Genomic DNA, 12,109 nt, shown 5'->3' with positions numbered 1-12,109 from the left:
ATTCCATTTTGATACTACTTCTCCATAATCCTCTTACGGTGGGCAATGCCCCAGTTCCGCAACACTTCTATCACAGCTTTCAGGGAATGCCCGTACTCCGTGAGCTTATATTCAACAACAACCGGAATCGAATCATATACTGACCGCTTCACAAGATCGTTCGCTTCCAGGTCGCGCAGCTCCTTTGACAACATTTTATCAGTAATCCCGGGGACTTCTTTCGCGATCTGAGAGAAACGTTTGTTTCCGAACATCAGCGAAATTATGATCGGCAGTTTCCACTTACCACTCAGCACTTCCAGGGCATCCCGAACGGGAAGAATACTTCTGGTACATTCGCCCAAAGTATGACCTTCTATAGTTTTTTCTGTATCAATCATTGTTTATGGATCTTTTATCGCTATGCTTTTGTATAGTACTTACAAATATATAGTATATTTATTTAAGTTTGCATACTTAATTTTTAAAGCGAAAACAACATGAGTAATTTAATAGAGACCCTCAACTGGCGCTACGCCGCGAAAAGGATGACCGGAGCAGCAGTTCCCAAAGAAAAACTTGATACTATACTGGAAGCCATACATTTAGCACCTTCATCAGTAGGGCTTCAACCTTACAATGTACTTGTTATTTCAGATCAGGTAACGAAAGAAAAAATACACAAAATAGCAAACAACCAGCCTCAGATCCTGGAAGCTTCCCAGATCCTGGTTTTTGCCGCCTGGGAAAAGATCACTGCAGAAAGTATAGCCAGTTACATAAACCTCATTGCCACAACCCGCGACATTTCGGTGGAATCTCTTTCCGGTTTTCACAATAGCATTCAGGGAGGTATTTTGAGCAGAACGGAAGATGTGAATTTCCAATGGGCTGCACGCCAGGCCTACATTGCATTGGGACATGCCCTGGTTGCAGCAGCTACAGAGCAGGTTGATGCGACGCCAATGGAAGGTTTCAAAAACGCCGAGCTTGACGAATTGCTGGGATTGAAGGAGAAAGGACTAAAAAGCGTTGTGATCATGACGTTGGGTTACCGCGATAATGAAAAAGACCCGCTGGTTGGTGCCAAAAAAGTGAGAAGGCCACAGGAAGAACTTTTTATTTCGATTTAGAATTGACTAGATGACCTCGGCGCTCTCCTATCAGTAGTCGAAGGGCGCGCTAGGTGAAAATTAAACCTGACCAGATATGAAAGTTGAAATATGGAGTGATGTGATGTGTCCGTTTTGCTACATCGGGAAAAGGAAATTTGAGAAGGCATTGGAACAGTTTCCACAGAAAGACAAAATTCAGGTGGAGTGGAAAAGCTTTCAGCTGAATCCGCAAATGAAAAGCGAGCCAGGCAAAAGCATTAACGAATACCTGGCAGAAGTAAAAGGCTGGACGCTTGAGTATGCCGAACAGGTTAATGACCACGTTACGAACCTTGCCAGCGAAGTAGGTTTGGAGTACAATTTGTCCAAATCTGTTGTCGCCAATTCATTTGATGCGCACCGTTTTGTGCAGTATGCCAAGACAAAAGGCAAAGGCGACGCGGCGGAAGAGCAATTATTCAAAGCCTACTTTACCGACGCAAAAAATACAGCCGACCACGACACACTTGTTCAGCTCGGAACTGAAATCGGGCTTGATGCAAGTGAATTAAAAGCAGTACTGGACAGCACAAAGTTCAGCGATGAAGTGCGTAAGGATATTTACGAAGCCCAGCAGGTTGGGGCCAGAGGCGTTCCTTTCTTTGTAATGGACCGCAAATATGCAGTATCGGGTGCACAGCAACCGGAAACTTTCCTGGGCGCGCTCGAAAAATCTTTCGGGGAATGGGAAAAACAAAACCCCGCCCTGGTATCCCTGGCCGACGGTGAAAACTGCACAATCGACGGGGATTGCAGTTAAAATAATATATACTCCTCTTACTAAACAGTATGCGCGAAACGGCATACTGTTTTTTTATATAGTTTCAGCCTTCCTGATGTTACAAGTCTCACAGTTGCGCTGCATAGGAATCTTAAAGGGATGTAATTATTCCGGACATCAATATTGCGATGCCATCAGCCAGAAAGGCGGTATTGCTTTCGCAACGGTCAATCCTTCATCTTAAAAATCTAATAATCAACAACTTTAAGGGTGTCGGACAAAATTTTTTGCCCGCAAAATCAGAATTGGTACGGTTATGTAGTAATATAATAACCAGTTTCCCATAATGATCCTCTATGCGCCTTTTGTTCTTGTCAATCTTCTTCATCTTCAATGTCGTCTCGATCTCCTACCCGGGAGGTATCAAAGGACGTGTAACCACGAAAAATGGGGAACCACTGCCCTACGCCGGTATCGCGGTTAAAGGAACAAGCAATGGAACGATGGCTAATGAAGAAGGGGAATATGAGTTTAGTCTGCCTTCTGGAAATTATGAAATTGTGTTTCAATATCTGGGCTTCAAAAGTATTTTCAGAACCGTTACAGTGGGCACAGGATTCACCGAACTGAACATTACCCTGGAAGAACAGGCCCTGAATTTACAGGAAGCGACCATCGGAAAAGGGAAAGAAGATCCTGCATATACCATCATGCGCCGGGCTATTGCCAAATCGCGGTTTCACCAGTTACAGATACGTGGTTACACTGCCAAAGTGTATTCGAGAAGTACTGCGTTACCAACCAAAATCCCCTATCTCGTAGAACGACGGCTTAAAAAAGAAGGTATCCAGGAAGGGAAAGCCATATTGAATGAAAGTGTCGCCGAGATCAAATACCGAAGGCCCAATACTTATAGTCAGCATGTAATTTCTACCCGTAACAGTCTGGACAACAGCATACCTTCCCCAAACGAATATATTCTGGCCAGTTTGTACAGCCCTGAAATCGCAGGAACAGTCTCGCCTCTCTCCCCCAAAGCCTTTGCTTATTATAAATTTGAGTATGAAGGCTACTTCGAAGATCAGGGACAGATTGTAAACAAGATCAAAGTAATCCCAAAAGCCTATGGGGAAGGTGTTTTCAAAGGAAGCCTATTTATTCTGGAAGACCGCTGGTCGATCCATAGTTATGACCTGCAAACTACAACCAGCGGGTTGAATATTTCCGCCAGGCAGATTTTCAGTCCGATCCAGAATGTATGGATACCGGTTAACCAGCAGTTCAGGATCAACGGCAGCTACCTGGGTTTTGGAGGTGAGTTCAAATACCTTGTTTCCCTAACTTATGAAAAACTGGATATCGACCCGGGCCTCAGAGAGGATATTGTGATCAGCGATCATAAAAAAGAGCAGCCTGTGGAAGACAAAACCCGGCAAAAGAATCTCGAAAACATGATCCGGGACCAAAAGGAATTTTCCACAAAGAATTTCAGGAAGCTTACCAAAGAATACGAAAAAGAGCAGAAAAGAGAACAAAAAATGGCGGGAAACGATCGCCTTGTCCGTGCGGATTCTATTGTGATAGACTCTATGGCCAATAAGCGTGACACCACGTACTGGCAGACTTTGCGGCCAATCCCCTTGACAAAATCGGAAGTTTCGGGTTATTTACTTCAGGATAGTATCAAAATTGTAAAAGAAGAAGAAGGAAAAAAATCGAGGCCTGATTCTTCAAATTTCAAATTATCGCACCTCATCACCGGCAACACTTATGCCCTCGGCAACCGTAATTCATTTTATTTCAAAAGCCCGCTGCTGGCGATAAGTTATAACACGGTCGAAGGGAATGCTATAAATTTGCTTACCACGTGGCAAAAGAAATGGGACAAATCGTATGTCCTCAGTGTAACTCCTTTGATAAGGTATTCCTTCGGCCGAAAAAGGGTGTATGGAAATCTGGAAACCAATATAGGTAATGAAAAGTGGAACCTGATGCTTTCGGGAGGAGAAATGGCCAGCCAGCTTAACCCCAACAACCCGGTACAGCCCCTTCCCAATAGCATGGCGGCCCGTTTTTTCGACCGAAACTTCATGAAGTTGTACCAGAAACAATATGCTACCGCGGAGTATACCCTGAGAAACATCGGTGATATCCTGAGTGTATCGGCCAGGCTGGACTATGAGCACCGCAAAGAATTAAGCAATCAGGAAAGTGCCAGGCCTATTTTTTTCTGGAGTAAATTCGGTTTCACTCCTAATCGACCGGTCAATAAGGAATTAGCCGACACTGGCTTCCCTGAACACAATGCATTACTGCTTGATCTCACGGCTACGCTCCGTCCCTGGCGGAGGTATCTGATACGGAATGGCGAAAAACGTTATCTCCGGAGCAAGGGGCCATCATTTGGTATTAATTATAAAAGTGGATTGGAATTTGCGGGCGATGTTGACTACGCTCTTTTACAGGGCAGCATTCGTCAGGACATGAACCTCGGCCCGCGTAGCAGCCTCGAATATTTTGTCAGCGGGGGTAGTTTTTTGAGCACGAAAAAAATGTATTTCCCGGATTACAGGCATTTTATGGGCAATGAGTTCTTTTTCCAATACACATATCCGCCGGACCAGTTCCGGATGCTGCAATACTATCGGTACAGCACTTCGTCATGGTTCTTCCAGGTACATGCCGTCTGGAACTTGCAGCGTTTTGCGCTCACCCGTATCGAACCGCTCCGGCTTATCGGTATTTCTGAAACCTTGCAGCTGCATTATCTGAAAGTGCCGACGATCCGCAATTACACTGAGGTAGTCTACGGAATTGATAACATTGTCCGAGTCATACGTCTGGAGGCTGTTGCTCAGTTTCATGGAAGCCACTTTAAAGGAATGGGTTTCCGGCTCGGAACTTCTATCAAATTTGGAAGATAGCTGCCATAAAAAACTGGCTGACCAGAATAACAGTCCGATCAGCCAGTCCAGCTCTATTTATGAATTTCTATTTCACCGGAACTGCTTTGAATCTCGGAAGCTCTCTGGATATAGAGGGATAAGTGTTATTATCCGGATTAATATCTGCCATGCGCTGGCTCGGATCGATCACAATACGTTCAATATCCGTCAGACCGCGCTCAATTGAAAAAGCATACTCAGGGTAAGTCCAGCCCCAATCCGGCAAAAGGGTTGTTTTGGTATAAAGCTTTTCATTTTTCTCTCCCCTCATCATTTCAAGCGGGATATAAAAATTCTCCTGAGATCCGTCTTTGTAGCTTACCACCACATCCAGCGGCATGGGCATCTGTCCGGTTCTTTCCAAAACGACATCTGTTTTACCCGCATTGGAAACCACTTCCTTGATCCCGTAATCAATGGTTTTGGCCGTTCCCACAAAATCTTCCCAATACCAGTCCAGTTCCAGGCCCGACTCCTTTTCGATGATCCTTTTAAGATCATTCGGATTCGGATGTTTGAATTTCCATTCATTAAAATATCTTTTCATACCGCTTTCCAGCTTGTCTTTTCCTACAATATATTCCAACTGGTTCAGGAAGACCGCCCCTTTGGAATAGCTCGCAATGCTATATGCACGATTGGTATTAAAATGATCTGCATGGGTCGTCAAAGGTTCTTCAAGACCCGATTTTACCAGATTTCTGTAACTCATGGTGCTGCCGCGCTGGGCATCCAGCTTGGAGGGGAATAATTCGCTCATCACGATATTCTGCGCGTACGTCGTGAAGCCCTCGTCCATCCAGCCATATTTGGATTCGTTGGTACCCAGTACACCCTGAAACCAGCTGTGGATTGCTTCATGCACCGTTACGCTTACGAGTCCATGCAGATTCTGGCGTCCGACAATAAGCGTGGCCATTGCGTACTCCATACCACCGTCTCCACCTTGAATGACGGAAAACTGCTTGTAGGGATAACGTCCGAATTTTGCATTCATGATCTTAAAACACCTTACAGCCAACGGCTCCATTTCCTTCCAGACGTTCACCAGGGTATCGGTCTGATAGAAAAAATGCATATCCAGGTTATCATCTACCTTCACAACATCATGCGCATAATCTCGGTCGGCTGCCCACATAAAATCATGTACTTCCGGCGCTATAAAATGCCAGGTTAATTTTTCACCGGCTTTGTGTTTTACCTCTTTTTTTGAATAACCGTGACCAATTTTTTCAGGGTTCTGAAGATAGCCTGTTGCGGCTACAACATAGGAAGCATCCAATGTCAGCTTGACATCGAAATCACCCCATACTCCATAAAATTCCCTCGCTATGTAAGGATTGGCATGCCAGCCTTCATAATCATATTCGCACATCTTAGGGTACCATTGAGCCATGGAGTAATCAATGCCCTCATTATTGTTCCGGCCGGTCCGGCGGATCTGCACGGGCACCTGTGCCTCGAATTCCATGTCAAATGTATGCTGGGATTTGGGAAGAATTTTTTCCGCCAGCGTCACTTCCAGGATCGTACCCACAACTTCGTATTTCAGCGGCTTTCCGTTCTGTTTCAGAGAAATGATCTTTTCATATCCGATCTCCGAAGGCGATAGTTTGGAAATACGGTCTTTTACCCGCGGATCAGGATCGCTGATGGTCCTTGAACGCACGTCCATCTGGCTGCCCGGCTGAAATGCATTCAGGTACAGATGATAAAATACCTTTTGCAGGGTATCGGGGGAATTATTTGTATAGACCAGCTTTTGTGTTCCTTTATATTGATGTTTTATGGCATCAAAATCAACATTCATCTGATATTTTACGCGTTGCTGCCAACGATCATTCTGCGCAGAAACTGTTAAAGTCATCGTTGTCAGCGCCAGCGCTAATAGTTTAAGTTTCATCCGGAGTACGGGTATGATTTAGATTGATAGTATCGCAAAATAGCATATTTGTATGGCTTATCAGGAAAAAATTTCGGTACTAAGCCGTTGTTTACAGCATGGCTACAAGATCTGGATGGGCATCATTCTCCACACAAAAGTCCTTGAAAAGGGACGAATAACTTCATTTTTAAGCCAGAAATAGGCTTTAACCGATAAACCCGCTTTGGCACATAATTGGTAATTCCTAAAAGCATATATGAATCAATCATAACCTTAACACTTTGTCAATTATGCTTAAATGGACCGTAATATTTCTAATCGTAGCTATTATAGCCGGAGTGCTTGGCTTTGGAGGAATTGCTGCCGGTGCTGCCGGAATAGCTAAAATACTTTTCTTCGTTTTTCTGGTACTATTTGTACTGAGCCTGATAAGCCGTGGCGTCGGGCGATCCTGATGATCTTGCAAAGACGATTTAAAAAGAGAAAAGCGGACATTGATCCGCTCTTCTCTTTTTAGGACTATTCCCACTCAATGGTTGCAGGTGGCTTGGACGAAATGTCATAGACAACCCTATTCACACCTTTCACTTTATTGATAATATCATTAGAAACCTCCGCCAGGAAATTGTATGGCAGATGCGCCCAGTCGGCGGTCATGCCATCGACGGAAGTAACCGCCCGGAGTGCGACGACACTTTCATAAGTTCTTTCGTCTCCCATCACACCCACACTTTGTACCGGCAGCAACATGACACCAGCCTGCCATACCTCTTTATACAGGTTCCATTTGCGCAGACTCCCGATAAATATCGCGTCGACTTCCTGCAGGATAGCTACTTTTTCCGGAGTGATCTCTCCCAGAATGCGGATCGCAAGGCCAGGTCCCGGGAACGGATGACGCCCCAGTATATTTTCATCGATGCCAAGTGTCCTTCCAACTGCCCTGACTTCATCTTTGAACAAAGTATTCAGTGGCTCCACCACTTTGAGCTTCATGAAATCGGGTAAGCCACCTACATTGTGGTGAGATTTAATCGTTGCGGAAGGCCCGTTGATGGAGACAGATTCAATGACATCAGGATATATGGTTCCCTGCCCCAGCCACTTTACCTCTTCGATAAGGTGCGCTTCCTGATCAAAAATATCGATAAAGGATTTGCCGATCGCCTTGCGCTTTGCTTCCGGATCTGTAAGCCCTTTGAGCGACTCGTAGAAATGAGATCTTGAATCTACACCTTTGATATTCAAGCCCATATTCTGGTAAGAATGAAGTACTTCCGCAAATTCATCCTTACGTAACAGGCCATTATCTACAAAAATACAATAGAGATTTTCGCCGATTGCCTGATGTACCAGCGTCGCAGCAACTGTTGAATCGACACCTCCCGATAATGCCATCACAACCCTGTCGTTGCCCAGTTTCTGGCGAAGGTTGTGTATGGTATGTTCCACGAATGACTCAGAAGTCCAGTCTTGCTTACAACCGCAGATTTTCACTACAAAGTTGTACATCAGCTTTTTACCTTCTGTGGAATGCGTTACTTCCGGGTGGAACTGGATACCATAGGTAAGTTCATCCTCAATTTTGAAAGCGGCAACTTTAACAGATTCCGTCGAAGCTACGATGTGGAAATTTTCAGGAGCACGAACGATCGTGTCTCCATGTGACATCCAAACCTGCGAAGATTCCGACAAGCCGGCCAGCAGGGAAGAATCTGTATCCTTCACATCAAGTCTTGCCCTGCCGTATTCGCGGTGCTGAGAAGGTTTTACGTCTCCACCGAGCATCTGGGCCATCAACTGCGCGCCATAGCATACGCCGAGAACGGGTACTATTTTACGAAATTTATCAAGATCTATTTTAGGAGAATCTGCATCCCGGACGGAACAGGGGCTGCCTGAAAGAATGACACCTTTAATGTTGGGAGTGAGGTCGGGGAAATTATTGTATGGATGGATTTCACAATAGACATTAAGCTCACGGACACGACGTGCTATTAATTGTGTATACTGTGAACCAAAATCCAAAATAAGAATTTGTTCAGTCATATAAATGCTATCTAAAACGCAAATGTAGGGAGATTGACCGAAACGAAAAAAATAGTTTAAAGGCAGTCGGATAACCCGTTGGCACAGAACTGCGATTCATTTTAATTTTTCAAGGTTATTTTGTACTAACACTATTTTATGGTTACATTTACCTAAATTTTTCAATATATAATTAATATGAATCAAGGAACAGTAAAATTCTTTAATGACTCTAAAGGTTACGGGTTTATTAAAGACACAGAGACGGGACAGGACTATTTTGTACACATCTCCGGTCTTGTTGACGAAGTTCGCGAAAATGACGACGTTACTTTTGACCTACAGGAAGGACGTAAAGGACTTAACGCGATTAATGTTAAGCTTGCCTGATAGGGACTTAATATAATTTTAAAAAAGCCGTTTCAATGCGAAAGCAACGAGGCGGCTTTTTTCATTTCAGGTATAGCAGTTAGTTATTGAGAGCAGTCGTATTTTGTCATGTGTCAGTTTTAGTCAAGTATGGTCGTTTTTAGTCAGACACAGTCAGGAATCGTGATAGCAACACATGACTGCAAATGACAACACATGACCTTCCTCCCTTTCCTTCTTCCCCCATCCCCCCTTTCCCCCGTCCAAACTTTTTTCCGTGCTTCATGCAACATTCATTTCTTCATTTGTATCTATAAACCGAATCCAGTTACACACTATCCACTTATGTAACATAATAACCATTTATGTAATCAAAGGTTCTATGTTATACAAAGTACTTACATTTGCAATGTACCGGAGCTGAGGAAGTAGCTTTTGCAATTTGCAGCCCGTACATTAACAGTAATCCATTAGCCATGAAATTCTTTACTAACCTAACTGTAGCCCTGCTACTGAGCGGAAGCTTTGTGCTGGCCCAAACTAATCCGAACCTTCCAGGGAAGGCAAAACTGTCCGGAGCAATCCTGGACGAGAAATCTCAGCCGTTTCCTTTTGTGAATGTACTGCTGCTCCACGCCAAGGATTCCGTACTCGTGAAAGGCCTCGCCGCCGACGAAAATGGAAAGTATGTTTTTGATCAGGTTGCGAATGGTAAATATCTCGTACTCGTCTCCATGGTTGGTTATCAAAAAAACTACTCAGAACCTTTTACGGTCAAGGATGCGCCTATCGCGCTGCCCGCCTCTCAGCTTACTACGGACACGCAGTCGCTGAACGAGGTAACCGTAGTAGCCAAAAAGCCATTTATTGAACAGGAGATCGACCGCACCGTCGTCAATGTTGAGAACAGTATTGTATCTGCCGGGGCCACTGCGCTTGAAATCCTGGAACGTGCTCCGGGTGTGACTGTCGATCAGCAAAATGAACAGCTTAAATTAAGAGGGAAAGAAGGCGTTATCGTCCAGATTGATGGGAAACAAACATTTTTGTCTCAACAGGAACTGATCACGCTTTTACGCAATACTCCAAGCGACAACATCGAAAAAATAGAGCTGATCACCAATCCTTCGGCCAAATATGATGCTGCCGGGAACTCCGGGATCATTAATATTAAAATGAAACGCAATAAAAATTACGGTACCAACGGAAATATTAATCTGGGGCTTGCTCATGCGAAATATGGCCGTGGAAATGCTTCTGTGACCGTTAATTACCGCGCAGGGAAACTAAGCTCATTCGTCAGCGCAGGTACTTTTTTAAATAAAGGCTTTAATAACAATGATATTTACAGAAAAATCCCTTTTGAAGGTAAGGTGACAATTTTCGATCAGCGCACAGAGCGCATCAATAAGTCGCAGTACCATAATATCAGGGCAGGAGTGGATTATTTTGCAACAGAAAAGACAACAGTGGGCGTACTTGTTTCGGGGTTCTATAACGATTGGAGTAATCCTTTCGGGCAAACCAATACGCGCATCCTGAATGAAGATCTGAGTTTGCAGAGAACATTCCGTACCGATGTTTTTAATGGTGGTACCATGCATAACATCAGTTCAAACCTGAATTTGAAACACCAGTTCGACGACAACGGCAAAGAACTGACCTTTGATATTGATTACGTGAATTATACCGGCACCAAGAAAAGCATACTGGATACCCGCTATTTTGCGCCGGACGGAACGCCCGACGGAAATCCCGAGAACGTCCGGAATAATATGCCTTCTAACATCAATATCGGTGTGGCAAAACTGGACTATACGCAAAAGCTTTGGAAAGGAAAGTTCGAAACCGGTTTGAAATCCAGCGTTGTTGCTTCTGATAATGACATGGTTTTTGAAACAAAGATCGACGACTGGGTTCTTGATCCTACCAGATCCAATCAATTTAAATACACCGAAAACGTAAATGCTGCTTATCTGAATTACAGCGGCAATATTTCAAAAAAGGTAAAATACCAGCTTGGTCTCCGGGGTGAACATACCCACTCGATCGGAAATTCAGTGACGCTGAACCAGAAACGCGACCGGAATTATGTAAATCTTTTTCCAAGTGTGTTTTTGTCCAATCAGCTGGATACCAACAATGTGATCAATATTTCTTACAGCCGCAGGATCGACCGTCCGAACTACCAGTCGCTTAACCCATTCGAATTTTATCTTGATCCATATACTTTCCAGCGAGGCAACCCGAATCTGAAACCGCAGTACACCAATTCGTTCCAGCTGGTCCATGTTTATAAAAACTTTCTGAATACCACCCTGGCATACAGCCGGATCAAGGATATGATCGCAGACGAGCTGCCTCAGCAAATCGCTTCAGAAAATAAGACTTTCGTAACATCCGATAACCTTGACAACCAAGATAATGTCAGCCTGACTGTTTCGTTCCCGATCAAGATCGCAAAATGGTGGAACGTGCAAACCAACTTTACAGGGGTTTACAACCACTATAATTCGATTTACCTGGAAGAAAAGCTGGAAATCAAACAGGCATCCTGGAATATGTATGCGAGCAACCAGTTTACATTACCCAAGGGATTCTCGGCAGAGATATCGGGCTGGTACAACAGCCGGGCGTTTTACGGTCTGTACGCAGCCAAGCCTATGGGCATGCTGAACGCAGGTCTGCAAAAAAATATAATGAATAAAAAAGGGACGATCCGTCTCAACGTGAATGACATTTTCTGGACTAACCGCTTTCGCGGTAAGGCGGTTTACAAGGACATTGATTTCTCTGTCCGCTCTCAGTGGCCAAGCCGCCAGTTCAGACTTACCTTTACATACAATTTTGGAAATCAAAATGTGAAGGGTGCCCGCCAGCGTAATACCGGTTCTGACGATCTTCAGAAACGTGCAGGCGGCAATTGATCAGGAATCCCGGTCGCAAGACCTGAATTCATAAATTAGTTAGGTTTGTTATGCAGAAAATCCATCCCTCGCTGTGAGGGATGGATTTCTTATTTTCTGCA

At 44.3% G+C, this 12,109-nt stretch carries 9 protein-coding genes; 6 read left to right on the top strand and 3 right to left on the bottom strand.

Features of this window, described 5'->3' with window-relative positions; translation table 11 throughout:
- Positions 1 to 14 precede the first annotated feature (14 nt).
- On the bottom strand, positions 15 to 380 hold the full coding sequence (locus FBF61_RS11860) for a winged helix-turn-helix transcriptional regulator (protein ID WP_138477439.1): 366 nt from the start codon (positions 378 to 380) through the stop codon (positions 15 to 17).
- Between the two features lie 99 nt (positions 381 to 479).
- Between FBF61_RS11860 and FBF61_RS11855 the strand changes: the two genes are divergently transcribed.
- The 3 genes from FBF61_RS11855 to FBF61_RS11845 all read left to right on the top strand — a co-directional run bounded on the left by FBF61_RS11855 (position 480) and on the right by FBF61_RS11845 (position 4,778).
- Positions 480 to 1,112, top strand: coding sequence for an NAD(P)H-dependent oxidoreductase (locus tag FBF61_RS11855; RefSeq protein ID WP_138477438.1), 633 nt, complete (start codon positions 480 to 482; stop codon positions 1,110 to 1,112).
- Positions 1,113 to 1,188: 76 nt separating this feature from the next.
- Complete coding sequence (locus tag FBF61_RS11850) at positions 1,189 to 1,893, top strand: DsbA family oxidoreductase (protein WP_138477437.1); 705 nt, start codon at positions 1,189 to 1,191, stop codon at positions 1,891 to 1,893.
- A 317-nt stretch (positions 1,894 to 2,210) separates the two neighbouring features.
- The gene (locus tag FBF61_RS11845) at positions 2,211 to 4,778 is read left to right on the top strand and encodes a DUF5686 and carboxypeptidase regulatory-like domain-containing protein (RefSeq protein ID WP_138477436.1); all 2,568 of its coding nucleotides are present in this window, start codon (positions 2,211 to 2,213) and stop codon (positions 4,776 to 4,778) included.
- A 67-nt stretch (positions 4,779 to 4,845) separates the two neighbouring features.
- On the opposite strand, the gene FBF61_RS11840 is transcribed toward FBF61_RS11845, so the two are convergent.
- Complete coding sequence (locus FBF61_RS11840) at positions 4,846 to 6,702, bottom strand: M1 family metallopeptidase (protein ID WP_138477435.1); 1,857 nt, start codon at positions 6,700 to 6,702, stop codon at positions 4,846 to 4,848.
- A 272-nt stretch (positions 6,703 to 6,974) separates the two neighbouring features.
- Between FBF61_RS11840 and FBF61_RS11835 the strand changes: the two genes are divergently transcribed.
- Positions 6,975 to 7,139: a DUF1328 family protein gene (locus FBF61_RS11835; RefSeq protein ID WP_138477434.1), complete on the top strand. Its 165-nt coding sequence runs from the start codon at positions 6,975 to 6,977 to the stop codon at positions 7,137 to 7,139.
- Between the two features lie 64 nt (positions 7,140 to 7,203).
- On the opposite strand, the gene guaA is transcribed toward FBF61_RS11835, so the two are convergent.
- The gene (gene guaA, locus FBF61_RS11830; RefSeq protein ID WP_138477433.1) at positions 7,204 to 8,733 is read right to left on the bottom strand and encodes a glutamine-hydrolyzing GMP synthase; all 1,530 of its coding nucleotides are present in this window, start codon (positions 8,731 to 8,733) and stop codon (positions 7,204 to 7,206) included.
- 177 nt (positions 8,734 to 8,910) lie between these two features.
- On the opposite strand from guaA, the gene FBF61_RS11825 reads away from it, so the two are divergent.
- Complete coding sequence (locus tag FBF61_RS11825) at positions 8,911 to 9,102, top strand: cold-shock protein (RefSeq protein WP_026628253.1); 192 nt, start codon at positions 8,911 to 8,913, stop codon at positions 9,100 to 9,102.
- 455 nt (positions 9,103 to 9,557) lie between these two features.
- The gene (locus FBF61_RS11820; RefSeq protein WP_138477432.1) at positions 9,558 to 12,008 is read left to right on the top strand and encodes a TonB-dependent receptor; all 2,451 of its coding nucleotides are present in this window, start codon (positions 9,558 to 9,560) and stop codon (positions 12,006 to 12,008) included.
- Positions 12,009 to 12,109 lie beyond the last annotated feature (101 nt).

Origin of the sequence: Dyadobacter bucti (genome assembly GCF_005869225.1) — a bacterium.
Taxonomy (GTDB): Bacteria; Bacteroidota; Bacteroidia; order Cytophagales; family Spirosomataceae; genus Dyadobacter; species Dyadobacter bucti.
The sequence above is the reverse complement of the archived record's forward strand: the minus strand, read 5'-3'. Positions and strand labels throughout refer to the sequence as shown.

Excerpts from the sequence above, each read along its gene's own strand:
- FBF61_RS11860 (WP_138477439.1), bottom strand. The coding sequence starts at position 380 with ATGATTGATACAGAAAAAACTATAGAAGGTCATACTTTGGGCGAATGT.
- FBF61_RS11855 (WP_138477438.1), top strand. The coding sequence starts at position 480 with ATGAGTAATTTAATAGAGACCCTCAACTGGCGCTACGCCGCGAAAAGG.
- FBF61_RS11850 (WP_138477437.1), top strand. The coding sequence starts at position 1,189 with ATGAAAGTTGAAATATGGAGTGATGTGATGTGTCCGTTTTGCTACATC.
- FBF61_RS11845 (WP_138477436.1), top strand. The coding sequence starts at position 2,211 with ATGCGCCTTTTGTTCTTGTCAATCTTCTTCATCTTCAATGTCGTCTCG.
- FBF61_RS11840 (WP_138477435.1), bottom strand. The coding sequence starts at position 6,702 with ATGAAACTTAAACTATTAGCGCTGGCGCTGACAACGATGACTTTAACA.
- FBF61_RS11835 (WP_138477434.1), top strand. The coding sequence starts at position 6,975 with ATGCTTAAATGGACCGTAATATTTCTAATCGTAGCTATTATAGCCGGA.
- guaA (WP_138477433.1), bottom strand. The coding sequence starts at position 8,733 with ATGACTGAACAAATTCTTATTTTGGATTTTGGTTCACAGTATACACAA.
- FBF61_RS11825 (WP_026628253.1), top strand. The coding sequence starts at position 8,911 with ATGAATCAAGGAACAGTAAAATTCTTTAATGACTCTAAAGGTTACGGG.
- FBF61_RS11820 (WP_138477432.1), top strand. The coding sequence starts at position 9,558 with ATGAAATTCTTTACTAACCTAACTGTAGCCCTGCTACTGAGCGGAAGC.